Origin of the sequence: Stutzerimonas zhaodongensis (assembly GCF_003696365.1) — a bacterium.
Lineage (GTDB): Bacteria > Pseudomonadota > Gammaproteobacteria > Pseudomonadales > Pseudomonadaceae > Stutzerimonas > Stutzerimonas zhaodongensis.
Map to the genome: position 1 here is coordinate 1,441,683 of NZ_RFFM01000001.1, position 16,718 is coordinate 1,458,400.

General features: G+C 62.1%; 14 protein-coding genes. 5 read left to right on the forward strand and 9 right to left on the reverse strand.

The window, feature by feature from the left end; translation table 11 throughout:
• Window positions 1–29: 29 nt before the first annotated feature.
• Entirely contained in the window at window positions 30–686 is a 657-nt protein-coding gene (gene pdeM, locus EA797_RS06620) for a ligase-associated DNA damage response endonuclease PdeM (protein ID WP_122164328.1), read from the forward strand.
• Between the two features lie 7 nt (window positions 687–693).
• Here pdeM and EA797_RS06625 read toward each other — a convergent pair whose 3' ends face one another.
• Window positions 694–927 (reverse strand): hypothetical protein, encoded by a 234-nt coding sequence (locus tag EA797_RS06625; protein ID WP_122164329.1) that lies wholly within the window; start codon window positions 925–927, stop codon window positions 694–696.
• 183 nt (window positions 928–1,110) lie between these two features.
• On the opposite strand from EA797_RS06625, the gene EA797_RS06630 reads away from it, so the two are divergent.
• Together EA797_RS06630 and EA797_RS06635 are read left to right on the forward strand one after the other, a co-directional pair.
• A complete protein-coding gene (locus tag EA797_RS06630) occupies window positions 1,111–2,442 on the forward strand; it encodes an erythromycin esterase family protein (RefSeq protein WP_122164330.1) in 1,332 nt (443 codons plus the stop codon).
• 3 nt (window positions 2,443–2,445) lie between these two features.
• A complete protein-coding gene (locus EA797_RS06635; RefSeq protein WP_122164331.1) occupies window positions 2,446–3,123 on the forward strand; it encodes a phosphoribosyltransferase in 678 nt (225 codons plus the stop codon).
• A 6-nt stretch (window positions 3,124–3,129) separates the two neighbouring features.
• Here EA797_RS06635 and EA797_RS21770 read toward each other — a convergent pair whose 3' ends face one another.
• The 6 genes from EA797_RS21770 to cysM form a co-directional block, all read right to left on the reverse strand.
• On the reverse strand, window positions 3,130–3,279 hold the full coding sequence (locus EA797_RS21770) for a hypothetical protein (RefSeq protein ID WP_167468771.1): 150 nt from the start codon (window positions 3,277–3,279) through the stop codon (window positions 3,130–3,132).
• Between the two features lie 220 nt (window positions 3,280–3,499).
• On the reverse strand, window positions 3,500–4,039 hold the full coding sequence (locus tag EA797_RS06640; protein WP_122164332.1) for a DUF2058 domain-containing protein: 540 nt from the start codon (window positions 4,037–4,039) through the stop codon (window positions 3,500–3,502).
• Between the two features lie 121 nt (window positions 4,040–4,160).
• A complete protein-coding gene (gene mazG / locus EA797_RS06645; RefSeq protein ID WP_122164333.1) occupies window positions 4,161–4,991 on the reverse strand; it encodes a nucleoside triphosphate pyrophosphohydrolase in 831 nt (276 codons plus the stop codon).
• A gap of 406 nt (window positions 4,992–5,397) precedes the next feature.
• Entirely contained in the window at window positions 5,398–7,644 is a 2,247-nt protein-coding gene (relA, locus tag EA797_RS06650; protein ID WP_122164334.1) for a GTP diphosphokinase, read from the reverse strand.
• Between the two features lie 100 nt (window positions 7,645–7,744).
• Window positions 7,745–9,100, reverse strand: coding sequence for a 23S rRNA (uracil(1939)-C(5))-methyltransferase RlmD (gene rlmD / locus EA797_RS06655; protein ID WP_122164335.1), 1,356 nt, complete (start codon window positions 9,098–9,100; stop codon window positions 7,745–7,747).
• A 33-nt stretch (window positions 9,101–9,133) separates the two neighbouring features.
• The gene (gene cysM / locus EA797_RS06660; RefSeq protein ID WP_122164719.1) at window positions 9,134–10,036 is read right to left on the reverse strand and encodes a cysteine synthase CysM; all 903 of its coding nucleotides are present in this window, start codon (window positions 10,034–10,036) and stop codon (window positions 9,134–9,136) included.
• A gap of 238 nt (window positions 10,037–10,274) precedes the next feature.
• On the opposite strand from cysM, the gene ggt reads away from it, so the two are divergent.
• Window positions 10,275–12,083: a gamma-glutamyltransferase gene (gene ggt / locus EA797_RS06665; RefSeq protein ID WP_122164336.1), complete on the forward strand. Its 1,809-nt coding sequence runs from the start codon at window positions 10,275–10,277 to the stop codon at window positions 12,081–12,083.
• A gap of 60 nt (window positions 12,084–12,143) precedes the next feature.
• Here ggt and EA797_RS06670 read toward each other — a convergent pair whose 3' ends face one another.
• Together EA797_RS06670 and EA797_RS06675 are read right to left on the reverse strand one after the other, a co-directional pair.
• Complete coding sequence (locus EA797_RS06670; protein WP_208644411.1) at window positions 12,144–14,897, reverse strand: response regulator; 2,754 nt, start codon at window positions 14,895–14,897, stop codon at window positions 12,144–12,146.
• A gap of 128 nt (window positions 14,898–15,025) precedes the next feature.
• On the reverse strand, window positions 15,026–15,652 hold the full coding sequence (locus EA797_RS06675) for a trimeric intracellular cation channel family protein (protein WP_122164338.1): 627 nt from the start codon (window positions 15,650–15,652) through the stop codon (window positions 15,026–15,028).
• Between the two features lie 124 nt (window positions 15,653–15,776).
• Between EA797_RS06675 and EA797_RS06680 the strand changes: the two genes are divergently transcribed.
• Window positions 15,777–16,679 carry an HTH-type transcriptional regulator ArgP gene (locus EA797_RS06680; RefSeq protein ID WP_122164339.1) on the forward strand — a complete coding sequence of 301 codons (903 nt, stop codon included), beginning with the start codon at window positions 15,777–15,779 and terminating at the stop codon, window positions 16,677–16,679.
• Window positions 16,680–16,718 lie beyond the last annotated feature (39 nt).

A 16,718-nucleotide genomic window follows, 5' to 3' on the forward strand; every position in this document is an offset into this window, starting at 1 on the left:
CGACAACCACCCGCGATAAACTCCATCCCATGACCCCGCACCTACCCATCGAACTCGAGCAGACCGAACTCTGGTTGCTCGCAGACAAAGCCATCTACTGGCCCGATCAAAAAACACTCCTTATCGCCGACATCCACTTCGGCAAAGCCGCCGCCTATCGACGGCTCGGGCAGCCGGTGCCTCATGGCACCACCCAGGCCAACCTGCAGCGGCTCGATGCGCTACTGGCGCGCTATTGCTGCGCGCACCTGATCTTTCTCGGCGACTTTCTCCACGCGCCGGAATCACAGACGCCTGCGGTCCTTGCTCAACTGGACGAATGGCGGGCATCACACCCGAGCCTGGCGGTCACCCTGATCCGCGGCAATCACGACCGGCGGGCAGGCGACCCTCCGGCCAGCCTGGAGATGAACGTAGTAGCAGAGCCCTTGCTGGTCGGTCCCTTTGCTCTGCAGCACGAACCCGACCCGCACCCCACGCATCACGTCCTGGCCGGCCACCTCCATCCCGCGTATCGCCTGAGCGGGCGCGGTCGGCAAAGTCTGCGCTTGCCCTGCTTCTGCATCGGCCAACGGCTCAGTCTGCTGCCAGCGTTCGGCAGCTTCACGGGAATGATGGAAGTGGACGCCGACCCGGGCCGGCGTCTGTTCGTGGTGGGGGATGGTTCGGTATGGCGGGTGGGTTGAGCGGTGATCAGGCCTGTGAGATCCCGGTCACGGTGATACCGAACCGCTCGGCCAGGCGGGTGGCCGGAGTTTCCTCTACATCCGGGTCGTGTTCGTAGGCGTCCTCCTCGCCTGCATAATCCTGTTCGGCTTTCTGGGTGACCAACGCCACCGCCTCGTCTATATCCGGCTGACGATCGGACTCGGTCCTGAGAATGGAAGTGTTGCCGTCTTTGCTGTACGCGATGATCCAAGTCGTCATGCATGCCCCCTTCTATCTATTGCCTTCGGCGAATCGCTCGCCGATCTGGGCGTCGCTATCTTTAGAGACTAGTCCGAAGTGTTCAGTTCTGCCGCTTGTGCTTGATCGGACGACCTGCCGAACGGTCTGAACAGGGCCATAGCGGGTCGGTCTCTCGCTTGAGAGTGAACTGGAGATGAGGTCATGATCAGATCACGCCTACAGTCTGCAGACATGTCCGACGACGACCTGGTCGAGCTGATTCGCCAGCGGGCGGCCGCTCTGCCGCCTGTGGATGATCCGGAGTTCGCCGAACTCTTCGACCGCTTCGCAGATGCGCGCGTGGTGCTTATCGGCGAAGCCAGCCACGGCACGTCCGAGTTCTATCGCGCCCGGGCAGCCATTACCCGACGGCTGGTCGAGCGGCACGGCTTCAACATCATTGCGGTGGAGGCAGACTGGCCCGACGCTGCGAAGATCGATCGTTACACCCGCCACCAGGACCCATCAACCTGGATCGAGCGCGGCTTCAAGCGATTCCCGACATGGATGTGGCGCAATCAGGACGTCGCTGATTTCGCCGCCTGGCTGCGCATGCATAACGAATCGCTGACGCCCGAGCAACGAGTCGAATTCCGTGGGCTTGACGTCTACAGCCTTGGCAGTTCGATTCGGGAGGTGCTCGACTATCTCGACCGAGTCGATCCACTAGCCGCCAGCGCCGCGCGACGCCGCTACGGCTGCCTCAGCCCTTGGCACGAAGAACCCGCAACATATGGACGCAAGGTGATGCTGGGCGAGCCCTCCTGTGAGGATCAGGTCGTCGAGCAACTCCGCGTCTTGCTCGATCAGCAGCTCGACTACCTGGATCGCGACGGCGGCAGTTTTTTCAACGCCGAACGCAACGCCCGCGTTGTGCTTGCAGCCGAACAGTACTACCGCACCATGTACCGTGGCTCGACGGAATCCTGGAATCTGCGCGACCGGCACATGTTCGACACCTTGCGTGCCCTGCTGGAACATCGGGGCGACGAGGCCAAGGCCGTCGTGTGGGCACACAACTCGCATATCGGCAATGCCGCTTCAACCTCCATGGGCTGGGGCGGCGAATTCAATATCGGCGAGCTGTGCCGTACCGCCTTCGGGCGAGACGCCGTGCTGATCGGGATGGCCACCGACCGCGGGGAGGTAGCAGCTGCCGATGACTGGGACGAGCCGATGCAGGTCAAGCAGATTCGCCCGTCCCGTCCAGACAGTTGGGAGCAGCTGTTCCTGCGTGCCGGCATCCCGGCGTCGCTGACCTGCTGGCGCGACGACGAAGAGCTGCGCCTGGCATTGGCCCGACCACGCCTGGAGCGGGCCATCGGCGTGATCTACCGGCCGACCACCGAGCGGCAGAGTCATTATTTCCAAGCCATACTCTCAGAGCAGTTCGATGCACTGATCTGGCTAGAACAGACCTCTGCAGTGACGCCTATCGGTCCGCAGCAGATCGACGACCAGATCGTTCCGGATACCTACCCGTTCGGAGAGTGAGCCATGCGCGCGTTCCTGCCCGAGACCAACCTGTTTCGCGACCGCAGCCACGCCGGCCAGGAGCTGGCCGAGGCGCTGCAACACCTGAAGAATTCGGATCCGCTGGTGCTGGCATTGCCGCGTGGCGGTGTACCGGTGGCCTTCGAAGTATCGAGGGCGCTCAGCGCTCCGCTCGACCTGGTTCTGGTCCGCAAGATTGGCGCGCCGGGCAATGAAGAACTGGCGCTGGGCGCGGTGATCGATGGCGCCGAGCCGAAGTGGGTGATCAATCAGGAGCTGTTCAACCAGATTTCACCCCCGCCGAACTGGTTCGAGGAGGAAATGCAGCGGCAACTGAGCGAGCTGGAGCGCCGTCGCCAGCGCTATTGCGGTCAAAGACCAGCGCCGGTCCTAAGTGGCCGTTGCGTCATCCTGATCGACGACGGCGTGGCAACGGGAGCAACTGTCAGAGCGGCGCTCAAAGGACTGAAGCAGTCGAATCCAAGCAGAATCGTGCTCGCAGTGCCGGTCGGCCCTGGCGCAGAAATGGAAATGCTTAGAGCAGAGGTCGACGAACTGGTGTGCCTGGCGATGCCTGACCCCTTTATCGGGGTGGGGTGCCACTACGGCGACTTCGATCAAACCAGCGACGAGCAGGTGATCGACCTGCTCGCACGGGCTTCGACGGCATCACCTGAGTAACGCGAATCAGGCAACCGGGGCTGGCGGCGGCTGATCGGGGAGGGTCGGCTCACCGGGCTCGCTGGGCAAATCCGGTACGCCAGGCTCTTCGGGGTCTCCCGGTACGCCTTGGGCTTGGTAGCTGAGCGTCTCGTCCAAATAAGATGTGGTTTCCATATCGCGTCCTCCTGCTGTTACCGATTAGCCCGGATGGGCTATAGCAGTAGAGGCTGTCTGGCCGGCATAAATCCGTCCTTCCGTCGGCCGTTGCCGATATCCATCAAACCCTATCGTAGGAGCCAGCTTGCTGGCGATCCAGCAACCACGCGGGTCATCCCGAACCGCGAGCAAGCTCCTCCTACACTTCGACGTTGATGGCCGATTTCAGGCAGGCTCGTTACCACATCAGATCATCAGGGATCTGGTAAGCCGCGTACGGATCATCCGCATCCGGCGCTTCGGTCTGTGTATTGAGTTGCACGATGCGGCGCGGGTCGCGTTCCTGAATCTTCAGCGCTGCCTCACGCGGTATGACTTCATAGCCACCACCGTGTCGAACGATGGCCAGCGAGCCGCTGGACAGCTTGTCACGCATCAGCTTGTTCACCGACAGGCGCTTGACCTTCTTGTCGTCGACGAAGTTGTAGTAGTCCTCGGTGGTCAGCTTGGGCAGGCGACTGCCTTCGATCAATTGTTTGATCTGGGCCGTCCGCGCCTTCTGCTCAGCCTTTTGCTGCTGCTGACGGTTGAGTGCCTGATCGCGAGCCAGCTTTTCAGCCTGCGCTTTGAGTGCCGCTTCGCGCTGCGAGTCGTCTTTTTCGATCTGGCCTTTCTTCACCAGACGCTGCTGTTTCTGCTGCTGCTTGCCGGCCTGCTTGGCCTGTTTCTCATTGACCAGCCCGGCTTTGAGCAGCTGATCGCGAAGGGAAAGACTCATGTGTCGGCTCGTCTCGTCGTGAATTCAAATTAGACGTTGGGCGGATCTCGCGTACCGATCCGCCGGCAGCATTGTGGTGGATATGAAAATCGACATCCACCCTACTCGTTCACCAGCGCGGTTAACCGCAGGAAGGCGCCCGTTCGGCTTTCTTGGCCTCGCCCCAAAGCGCGTCGAGGGTTTCAAGGTCGCAATTCTCGATGGGTCGGCCGCTTTCCCGCAAGGCTTGCTCGATGAAGCGAAAGCGCCGCTCGAACTTGCGGTTGGCCACGCGCAGCGCATTCTCTGGGTCGACTTTCAAATGCCGCGCCAGATTCACCGCAACGAACAGCAGGTCGCCCACCTCCTCGGCTATGGCCTCGGGGTCGTTTTCGCTCATGGCTTCGAGCACTTCATCGAGCTCTTCGCGCACCTTGTCCACCACCGGGAGAGCATCAGGCCAGTCGAAGCCGACCTGCGCGGTACGCTTCTGCAATTTGGCCGCGCGACTCAAGGCCGGCAGTGCGCTCGGCACATCGTCGAGCAAGGAAAGCTGCGTCGGCGTCGCGGAGCGCTCCGCCCGTTCCTCGGCCTTTATTTCCTCCCAGCGCTGCTTGATCGCCGCCTCATCCAGACGCGGCAACTCGGGAGAGCCGTAAAGATCGCCGTCAGGGAATACATGAGGGTGTCGGCGCAACAGCTTGCGGGTAATACCGTCGACTACTGCATCGAACTCGAACCGCCCTTCTTCCTTCGCCAATTGGCTGTAATAAACGACCTGAAACAGCAGATCGCCCAGTTCACCAGGCAAATGATCGAAATCGCCGCTTTCGATGGCATCCGCCACCTCATACGCTTCTTCCAGCGTATGCGGGACGATGCTGGCGTAGTCCTGCTGCAGATCCCACGGGCAGCCATGCTTGGGATCACGCAGCCGGGCCATCAGGTGCAGCAGGTCATTGAGCTGGTACATGGAATTCCTCGTTCAAAACCTGAGATTGCAGCTGAGGTTGTAGGGTGGATGACGCCTCGCCCATCCGCAGCAGCGCCATCATGGTGGATGTAAAAAGCGACATCCACCCTACGGTGCGCAATAGGTGTCTCGATAAACGCTTTCAAATCGACACTGGAGCAGACGTAGGATGGGTTGAGCTTGCGACACCCATCGGTGAGGCCCAGATTGATGGGAATCGCTTTGCTCAACGCCATCCTACGGCTACGGTCGACCGCGCCTGAGGGCGAGCGCCTGGCCCCGAGCGTCGCGAGCGAAGAGCTGGCTAGGCGAGGGCCTACTGAAAAAGCGGAGTTGGCTGTTGCCAATGAGCATTTTTCGGTAGGCACTCAACAACGCCAGATCCAGCGCAGCAGCTCGGAGCAGGTCAGGTGGTTCTCTGGCGCTTCGCCTCGATGATATTGGGCAACTGCGAAATCCGACTGAGCAGCCTACCCAGCGCGCCCAGCCCCGGGATCTCGATGGTCAGCGTCATCTGGGCCGTACTGTCTTCCTTGTTCGATCGCGTATTCACGGCCAGCACGTTGATCCGCTCGTTGAGCAGGATCTGCGAGACGTCACGCAGCAGTCCGGAACGGTCGTAGGCACGGATGACGATATCGGCCGGATAGGTCTTCTCCGGTATCGGGCCCCAGCTCACCTGAATGATCCGCTCCGGCTCACGACCAGCCAGCTGCAGCACCGAGCCGCAATCCTGGCGGTGGATACTGACGCCACGGCCGAGGGTGATGTAACCGACGATGGGGTCGCCTGGCAGCGGCTGACAGCAGCCGGCCATCTGGGTGAGCAGGTTGCCGACACCCTGAATCTGTACGTCGCCTCGCTTGCCCGGTTTGGTGCTGGTGGGCCGGCGGGGGATGAGTTCGAGCTGGTCGGCTGAATGGCTGTCCGGCTCCACCAGCTGCTGAGCATGGTTGACCAGCTGGGACAGCCGCAGGTCACCGGCACCCAGGGCGGCGAACATGTCCTCGGCAGTCTTCAGATTGGCTTTTTCCGCCAGCTTGTCGAAGTCCACTGGTGGCAGATCGAGCCGGCCCAGTTCACGCTCAAGCAGCGCCTTGCCCGCCGCCACGTTCTGATCACGCGCCTGGAGCTTGAACCAGTGGACGATCTTCGCCCGTGAGCGCGAGGTGGTGATGTAGCCGAGGTTGGGGTTCAGCCAGTCGCGGCTTGGCGAGCCGTGCTTGCTGGTGATGATTTCGACCTGCTCGCCGGTCTGCAGACTGTAATTGAGCGGTACGATGCGCCCGTTGATCTTGGCGCCCCGGCAGTTGTGGCCGATCTCGGTATGCACGCGGTAGGCGAAGTCCAGCGGCGTCGCGCCCTTTGGCAAGTCGATGGCGTGCCCATCCGGCGTGAAGACGTAGACGCGATCAGGCTCGATATCGACGCGCAGCTGATCGGCCAGCCCGCCGATGTCGCCCAGTTCCTCGTGCCATTCGAGCACCTGACGCAGCCAGGCGATCTTCTCTTCGTAGTGGTTGGAGCCGGAATTGACGTCCGTACCTTTGTAACGCCAGTGGGCACAAACGCCGAGCTCGGCCTCTTCGTGCATGGCCTGGGTGCGGATCTGAACTTCCAGCACCTTGCCCTCCGGGCCGAGCACTGCGGTATGCAGCGAGCGATAGCCGTTTTCCTTGGGGTTGGCGATGTAATCGTCGAATTCCTTGGGAATGTGGCGCCACAGGGTATGAACGATGCCGAGCGCGGTGTAGCAGTCGCGCACTTCAGGAACCAGCACGCGAACAGCGCGAACGTCGTAGATCTGACTGAACTGCAGGCCCTTCTTCTGCATTTTCCGCCAGATGGAGTAGATGTGCTTGGCGCGGCCGTCGATGTCCGGGTGGATGCCGGTCGCGGTCAGTTCGTCCTTGAGTTGCTGGACGACGTTCTGAATGTATTGCTCACGATCCAGCCGACGTTCGTGCAGCAGCTGGGCGATCTGCTTGTACTGTTCGGGCTCGAGGTAGCGAAAGGAAAGGTCTTCGAGCTCCCACTTGATATGGCCGATGCCCAGGCGATGGGCCAGCGGCGCGTAGATATCGAAGACTTCGCGGGCGACGCGGTGACGCTTGTCGTCGTCAGCATTCTTCACCGCACGGATCGCGCAAGTGCGCTCAGCCAGTTTGATCAGCGCGACGCGTACGTCATCGACCATGGCGACGAGCATCTTGCGCAGGTTTTCCACCTGAGTCTGGGTTCCCAGCACCAGGGACTCGCGCGAGTTGAGGCTGGCACTGATGGCGGCCATGCGCAGCACGCCTTCGATCAGCTTCGCCACAACGGGCCCAAACTGCTGCTGCACGTCTGCCAGTTTGATCTTGCCTTCGCGAACGCCGCGGTAGATCACGGCCGCGACCAGGCTGTCCTGATCGAGCTTGAGGTCGGCGAGTATCTCGGCGATCTCGAGCCCGGTCTGGTAACTGGAGGTGCCTTCGCTCCACAGGTTCTGTGCCGCATTGGCCTGCTGTTCAGCCGTTCGGGCGAACTCGCAGGCCTGTTTGAGTGCGTCGCGGTCGAGTGCCGGGTCCATCCCCAGCACATGATCGAGCCAGCCATCGAGGTTGATGCTGCCGTCAGTATTGATCGGCTGAAGCGCTCTGACCTGGACCATCTATCTACCTTCCCTCTGCACATCGTCTGTGCCAAAAACGCCGGCTTTCTGGGAGCCGGTCGATTGAACCGCAGGCCGATCGCCTGCAAAAAATTTTGCGCTACGCGGGTCGCTCGAAGAGTGCCATGGCCTCCACGTGCGCCGTTTGCGGAAACATATCCAGCACCCCTGCCCGCTTGAGCTGGTAACCCTGGCCGATCAACTCCACTGCATCCCGAGCCAAGGTGGCAGGATTGCATGAAACATAGACCACGCGCCGTGCTCCTAAAGTCGCCATCTGCCTGACTATTTCCAACGCACCATCGCGCGGAGGATCGAGCAGTACGGCGTGAAAGCCAGCGGCGGCCCAGTGCGCCTCGATAAGCGGCTTCGACAGATCCGCCTGATAAAAGTGCGCAGTATCCAGACCGTTACGCTCCGCATTGGTGCGGGCTCGCTCGACCATCTCGGCAACGCCCTCGATTGCAACAACCTGTGCACCCATCCGGGCCATTGGCAGGGAGAAGTTGCCCAGCCCGCAGAACAGATCAAGCACGCGCTCACCAGCTTGCGGCGCCAACCATTCCACTGCCTGTGCGACCATCGCCTCATTTACCGGGGCATTGACCTGGACGAAGTCGCCGGGACGCCAAGCCAGCTCCAGATCCCAGGCTGGCAGCCGGTAGCCCAACGCATACGCTGGGTCCAATGGCTGAGGAGTACCCTCGCCCTGCAACCAGAGCTGCACGCCCTGCTCCTGCGCGAAAGCTGTCAGGCGGTCAAGGTCCGTTGCGGCCAGCGCAGCGGTATGTCTCACCAGCACCGCTTCGGCCGTACCGCTGAACAATTCCAGATGCCCAATGGCCTGCGGCTTTTCCAATGCATGCAGCACACCCAGCAATGCCGGCAGCATCGTCTGCAAGGGCTGTACCAGCACGGGGCATTCCTGAATGGCGACGATGTCCTGGCTGGCACTGGCACGAAAGCCGACATCCAGCCGCCGGGTCTTGTGATCCCAGCGAATCGCCAGCCGCGCTCGACGGCGATAGCCGAACTCCGGACCGCTGAGCGGCGCGGCCCATTGCTGCGGTTCGATGGCGGCAACCCGAGAAAGCTGCTCGGCCAAGCTGCGTTGTTTCAAGTCCAGTTGGTGCGCCGCGCTCAGATGCTGGAGATTGCACCCCCCGCAGACGCGCGCGTGCTGGCAGGGCTCGGGGCGTCGCAGTGCACTTTCGCTAAACACCCGCTCGGTGCGGGCTTCGACGATCTGGCTGCGGGCGCTCAAGACACGCGCTTCGACTTCCTCTTCGGGTAGCGCCCCTTCGACGAACCAGGTGCGGTTGTCGAGAAAGGCAATACCACGGCCGTCATTGGCCAGACGCTGGATACTCAGCCGTTGTTTTTTGCCGGCCGGGATCTGGGTCTTCTTTTCGCCACCGCTGGGCTGGAAGCGAAGGCCGCCGCTGCGCTTGGCCATCAGAGAATTCCGCCAGGCGTGATCACGAGGCGATCAGTTTGGCTGGTCATACACGCCCGTCGACAGATAGCGATCACCACGATCGCAGATGATCGCCACGATCACCGCGTTCTCGACTTCCTGGGACAGGCGCAGCGCCGCCGCCACGGACCCACCGGACGACACGCCACAGAAGATGCCCTCTTCGCGCGCCAGACGGCGCATGACGTGTTCGGCCTCTGCCTGGGCCATATCGATGATGCGGTCGACGCGCTCGGCCTGGTAGATCTTCGGCAGGTACTCCTGGGGCCAGCGGCGGATGCCCGGGATCGAGGCGCCCTCCATGGGCTGAAGGCCAATGATCTGGATCGCCGAATTCATTTCCTTGAGAAAACGCGAAACGCCCATGATGGTGCCGGTGGTACCCATGGAGCTGACGAAATGAGTAATGCTGCCGTTGGTCTGCTGCCAGAGTTCAGGGCCGGTGCTGCTGTAATGCGCCTCGGGATTGTCGCCATTGGCGAACTGGTCGAGCACTTTGCCGCGCCCTTCGGCTGCCAGCCTGACGGCCAGGTCGCGGGCACCTTCCATGCCTTCTTCCTTGCTCACCAGGATCAGCTCGGCGCCGTAGGCGGTCATGGCCGCCTTGCGCTCGGCACTGGAATTGTCCGGCATGATCAGGATGAACTTGTAGCCTTTGATCGCCGCGGCCATGGCCAGGGCAATACCGGTATTCCCGGAGGTCGCTTCGATCAGGGTATCGCCGGGCTTGATGTCACCGCGGGCTTCGGCTCGCGCGATCATCGACAGTGCGGGCCTGTCCTTGACCGAACCGGCCGGGTTGTTACCTTCAAGCTTGACCAGAATGGTATTGCTGGTTTCGCCGGGCAGACGCTGCAGGCGAACCAGAGGGGTGTTGCCGACGCAATCGGCAATGGTGGGGTACTGAATTGTCATGGCGACGATGAACCGCACGGCCGTGGAAAGGCGCACATGATACCGGCAACTACCCGACACGGGCAGACCGCTCGGCCTTGGTCGTAGCAAGGCGACGCCATGGCAACATCATCTGAAAGCGGCCGCACTGACAGCGAAGGCGAAACAGACGCAGCGATCAAGCTTGGCAGATAGTTGTCAGTGGTCTAGGCCTATTAACAGCCTCTCCTCTCCGAGCCTCGCCACAAGGAAACACTCTATGCCCGTCAGACCTCATGCGCTGGTCATCCCCTTTCTGCTCGCGGGCCTGAGCGGCTGCACGCACCCCGACGGGCCACCCAATCAGACGCCGCCCAGCCAGACGCCACCTGCGCCGGAAGCGTCCAGCGGCTACACCCCCAAACCTGGCTGGGCAACCGAACGCTTTGCCGTGGCCGCAGCCAATCCGCTGGCTACCGAAGCGGGTTATCAGATTCTCAAGGCAGGCGGCAGCGCGCTGGATGCCGCCGTGGCCGTGCAGATGGTGCTCACCCTGGTCGAGCCGCAATCGAGCGGTATCGGTGGCGGTGCCTTCCTGCTGCACTGGGATGGCGAAACCGTTTCTGCGCTGGACGGCCGCGAAACCGCGCCGGCCGCGGCGAACGAAAACCTGTTCATCAAAGCTGACGGCAAACCCATGGAGTTCCAGGAAGCCGTGGTCGGGGGACGCTCGGTTGGCGTACCCGGCACAGTGAAAATGCTGGAACAGGCACACCGGCAATACGGCAGGCTGCCCTGGCGTGAATTGCTGCAACCGGCCATCCGCCTTGCCGAAGAGGGCTTCGAGATCAGCCCACGTTTGCATGGCTTGCTCAAGGCTGACCCCTCATTGCGCGGCAACCCTCCCGCGGCGGCGTTCTACTACCAGCCGGACGGCTCACCCTGGCCCGTGGGTCATCGGCTGCGCAACCCAGCCCTCGGCGCGGTGCTGAAGAACATCGCCGACAACGGCAGCGACGCCTTCTACCGCGGCGCCAATGCCCAGGCATTGGTCCGGCAGGTGACCGAACACCACAACGCCGGCGCCATGACGCTGAGCGACCTGGAGGTGTACAAGCCACGTCAGCGGGACCCGCTCTGCAACCTCTGGCAGAAGCGTTATCAGGTGTGCGGCTTCCCGCCGCCCTCTTCCGGACATATCACCCAGATGCAGATCCTCGGCATCCTGGATCAGCTATCACCGCTGCCTGCGCTGGACCAGGGCGTACCATCCGCCGAGTTCCTGCACCGCTACACCGAGGCAGCACGCCTGGCCTACGCCGACCGTGCCAAATATCTCGCCGACCCGGATTTTGTGCCTGTGCCTGGCCGCACATGGAACAGCATGCTCGCGCCGAAGTATCTCAAGCAGCGTGCCGAACTGATCGGGCCGCGCAGCATGGGCACCGCCAAGCCCGGTGACCCCGGGGAGATGCCCATTGCTTTTGCATCCCAGCCAACGCAGCCGGAGTACGGCACCAGCCACATCAGCATCGTTGACGCCAATGGCAACGCCCTGGCGATGACCACCACCATCGAACAGGCCTTCGGCTCTCGCCTGCTCAACGATGGCGGCACTGGTTTGCCCGGCGGCTATCTATTGAACAACGAGCTCACCGACTTCGCCTTCGAGCCTCGCGATGCCCAGGGCCGGCCGGTCGCCAACCGCGTCGAGCCGAACAAACGTCCACGTTCGAGCATGAGCCCGACGCTGGTCTTCGACGCCTCCGGTGAGCAGCTGCTGGCGAGCGTCGGCTCACCCGGCGGCGCAGCGATCATCCACTTTACGGCGAAAACCCTGCTGGGGATGTATGGCTGGGGGCTCGATGCACAGCGTGCCATCGAGCTGCCGAACTTCGGCAGCTTCAACGGGCCGACCGTACTCGAAGCGGAACGCTTCCCTCCCGCCACGGTGGAGGCATTGAAAGCTCGTGGGCATGAGGTCAACGAGACGGAAATGACCAGCGGGCTGCAGGCGATCCAGCGCACGGGCAGCGGCTGGTTCGGTGGTGCCGACCCACGCCGGGAAGGCGTGGTGATGGGCGACTGATGGCATAAGCAGTCAGGCTCGGCCCCTGAGCCTGACTGCTCGTAGCGACAGGTCGCTGCGCTAGACGACGCGGGCGACGTTCTCCAGGCTTTCGATGGCATTGTCCAGGTCATCCAAGGCTTGGGCAGCGCTCGGATGGTTTTGTTTAAGCAAGGTTTCGCTGCGTTCACAGGCGGCGCGCAGCTGCGGCACACCACAGTAGCGAGTGGCGCCATGCAGCCGGTGGATGCGGTCGATCATCGCTTGTCGATCATTGGATAGCCGCGCCTCGCGTATCACTCGCCGATCATCTTCCAGGGACGCCAGCAGCATGCTCAGCATGTCCGCGGCGAGATCCGGCTTGCCCGCGGCCAGACGCAGCCCCTCCTCCGAATCCAGGACCTTGAGCGTATTTTCCGGCGGCTGCACTTCGACTGGCGCTGCGAGAAAGCTGCGCGCCAATGGCAGGCCGGTCCACTTCAATATCACCTGAGCCAGCTGACGTTCGCTGATCGGCTTGGTCAGGTAATCGTCCATTCCGCCCTGCAACAACGAGCGTTTTTCATTGGACAGCGCATGGGCGGTGAGCGCGACGATCGGCATTGGCGACTGGCCGCTATCGCTTTCCCAATAGCGGATCGCCTCGGTGGTCTGGCGACCGTCCATACCGGGCATCTGCACGTCCATGAAGACCAGGTCGAACGACTTGCGCTTGACCGCTTCGAGTGCCTCCTGACCGCTGCTGACCGCTACCACGTGGCCGCCCATGTCGGTCAGCAGGGTTTCGAGCAGCAACAGGTTGGCGGGATTGTCATCAACGCAAAGCACACGGGGCGGCCGCGTTTCCGGGACCACGACACTCTCGATCAGCGCCTGTGGTGGGCGCAGCAGGTCAAGCAGAACCCGCTGCAGCTTGCGGGTACAGGCCGGCTTGCTCTGCAACTGGGCGTGGGTGTGCGACTCGGGCAAGGCGTCGTGGTACTGCGCCTGCTCGCTGGTCGGGCACAGCACGATGCACTTGCAGTCCAGCCCCTCGAATTCCCACAGCCGCTGGCTCAATTGCTGTGGTGCGATCTCCCGATGCGTGACGCCGAGAACCGCAACCTCGATCGGCGCAGCGCTGTTCTGTGCCATGGCAACGGCACGCTGCAGCAGGTCCAGGCTGTCGAAGGGCAACACCTCCATGCCGCAACTTTCCAGCTGATGCTGCAAAGCCTGGCGCGCCAGCGAGTGTTGCTCGAGCAAGCCTACCTTGCGCCCGAGCAGGCCTGCCCGCGGAAGGTCTTCGATATCGTCGCGCGCCTTTGGCAGGCTCAGGCTGATCCAGAACTCGGAACCCTCCTCCGGGATGCTGTCCACGCCGATTTCGCCGCCCATCTGCTCGATCAGACGCTTGGAAATCACCAGCCCCAGCCCGGTGCCGCCAGGCTGGCGAGACAAGGAGTTATCAGCCTGGCTGAAGGCCTGAAACAATGAGCGAAGGTCTTGATCGGTCAGGCCGATTCCGGTGTCCTGCACGCTGATACGCAGCTGGGCGCGATCGGAACGCTCGTCCTCGACCATCGCACGGACGACCACCGTACCCTCGTTGGTGAACTTGATGGCATTGCTGACCAGGTTGGTGAGCACCTGCTTGAGCCGCAGCGGATCGCCCACCAGCGACAGTGGCGTGTCGCGGTACACCAGGCTGACCAGCTCGAGATCCTTGGAATGCGCGGCCGGGCCGAGAATGGTCAGGGTGTCCTCGATCAGGTCACGCAGGTTGAACGGAATGCTGTCGAGCACCAGTTTGCCGGCCTCGATCTTGGAGAAGTCGAGGATCTCGTTGATGATCCCCAACAGGCTGTCCGCAGATTTCTCGATGGTCGACAGATAATCCTGCTGCCGCGGCGTCAGGTCGCTTTTCTGCAACAGGTGCGTAAAACCGAGGATGCCATTGAGTGGCGTGCGGATCTCATGGCTCATGTTGGCCAGGAACTCCGATTTGATGCGGCTGGCCTCCAGGGCCTCCTTTCGCGCCAGGTCCAGTTCGATGTTCTGGATCTCGATGGTTTCGAGGTTCTGCTGCACATCCTCTGTGGCCTGATCGATGCTCTGCTGCAGCTCTTCGCGGGCACTGAGCAAAGCTTCCGCCATGCGGTTGATGCCCGCCGCCAGCTCGTCCATCTCATGGCTACCAAGCGTTGGCAGCCGGGTTTCGAGGTGGCCGTCCTTGAGTTGCGCCACCGCCACCTTGACCTTGTGCAGCGGCTTGCTGATGGCCGAGCTCATGCGCAACGCCAGCAACGCCGTGATGATCAATCCGGCACCGATCAGCAGCAGGCTGGTGAACAGGCTGCGATAGCCACGCAGCAAAGTGGCCTGATGGGATAGTTCCAGTTCCAGCCAGCCAAGCTGGCGAAGATCATTGTTGGGATTGTCGTTGGCCAGATTCAGGTGCTTGCCGAGTACGGGCAGCAGAATGCGGGTGGTGTCGACGCTGCTGACCTGGGTAAGCGCCTCCGGATCGCTGGGTGGCGAAGGCGTGATCATGTTCGGCCCAGCGTGGGCCTGCTGGTTGCGATCCATGTCGAGAATCGACACGGCGCGGACATCGGGCTGGTCCAGCACCTGATTGAGGATCCGCTGCAAGCGCTTGCCGTAGCCTTGCGCCATGGCCGGGGCCGCCAGCGGCGCCAGCTGTTCGGCGATCAGCTGACCGCGTTCATCAAGCTGATGCCGCATTTCCGACAACTGCATCCAGGTGAAATAGACGCCTAGCGCCACGGCCAAAACCGTACTGGGCAGTAAAATCAGCACCAGCACGCGACTCTTTATTCCTAGGTCTCTTAGCACGGATCCATTCCCCTGGTTGACCGGCCGCTAGTGTAGCCGCTCATCGAGGCTGAATCTGCATGCCAGAGCCTCGCGGTGACGGAGTGCAGGTCAGGCCGCCCGTTTCGCTCTGGGGCGTGCCATGGGCGTCAGTCCAGGCCGCGGATGTCACGCTCCTGGAAGTGTGGAAGTCTCCAGTGGAAGGTCATCGCCAGTACCCGGAATAAAAAGCCGGCACAAAGCGTGGCCAATGATGCGATTTCATTGCTCACGCCAAGCCACAGCAGGCTGACATAGAGCACACCGGTGAACAGCGCCACCGTGGCGTAGAGCTCGCGTTGCAACACCATTGGGACCTGATTGCAGAGAATATCGCGCAGCAGTCCACCGAATACTCCAGTGATCACGCCCGCCAACACCACGATCGACAGGTGCGCACCCATCTCCATTGCCACGCCACACCCGATCACGGTAAACGCCACCAGCCCCAGACCATCGACCAGCAGAAACACTTGCCGCAGATGGTGCATGTGCCGCGCCACCAGGGCAGTAACGATGGCCGCACCAATGGTGAAGCCGAGGTATTCCGGGTTCGCAATCCAACCTACCGGATAGTGCCCCAGCAACACGTCACGAGCAGTGCCGCCACCCAGCGCGGTAACGGTGCCGAGCATGCAGATGCCGAACAAATCCATCCCGCGGCGCATGCCCATGATGGCGCCCGACATGGCTTCCGCGGTAATTGCGACGAGGTAGATGATGTGAAGCAAGGTCACGGCGCGACTCCATACGGGGCAAGGCAGCTGAAAGGCGCGCGATTATGGGGCACACTTCTGGACAATTGACGTAGCTAAGTAAATTTAGGCTATACCAATATTTACTTAATCTGAGCGATGCCTCTTGAATCTCGACCCCAAGCAGACCGAAGCCTTCCGCGCCGTGATCAAGACAGGCAGCTTCGAGCAGGCCGCCATCAGCCTGCATCTGACGCCGCCGGCCATCTCGCAACGGGTGCGTGCACTTGAAAGCGCCCTGGGTAGCGCGCTGGTGGTTCGCAGCCGGCCCTGTCGCCCGACCGCCACCGGGCAACGCCTGATGCAGTACCTCAAGCGCGCAACGCTGCTCGAAGCCGATCTGATGGCTGAACTTGCCGAACGCAGCGATGCCCCGCTGGTGGTCGTTGCCGCGCTGAACGCTGACAGCCTGGGCACCTGGTTCTTCCCCGCGTTGGCCGAAGTGTTGATAGGGGAACGCGTGTTGCTGGACCTCACCATCGAGGATCAGGACCACACCTACAGTCTGCTTGAAACCGGCTTGGCCATTGGTTGCATCAGCACCGAACCCAAACCCATGAGGGGCTGCACGGCCAGCGCACTGGGCAGCATGCGCTATCGGCTGGTGGCCTCCACCAGGTTTCGCCAGCAGTATTTTCCAAATGGGCTGAACCGTAATGCTGCGCGCAAGGCACCGGTTGTTGCCTACACCCGCCGGGATCGCCTCACTTCATCGTTCCTGCTGCAGCACCTGGGCCTGCCCGACGGTGCCTACCCCTGCCATTACGTACCGGGAGCCGAGCCGCGCTTCAGTGCGATCCGCTACGGGCTTGGTTATGGAATGGTGCCGGAGTTGCTGTTGCACGATGCCCTCAACGAAGGGGTCATCGTCGACCTGGCCAAGGCGACGCCACTGGATATCTCGTTGTACTGGCACACCTGGAAGGTACAGTCGCCGCGCATGGAGAACCTGTCGCGCCAAATCATCGAAGCCGCGCCGAGGATTCTTGCGCGGCCTGAAGGGACCTAGGCGCCTAGGCCGAAGCTGCCATGGAGTCAGCGAACAAAC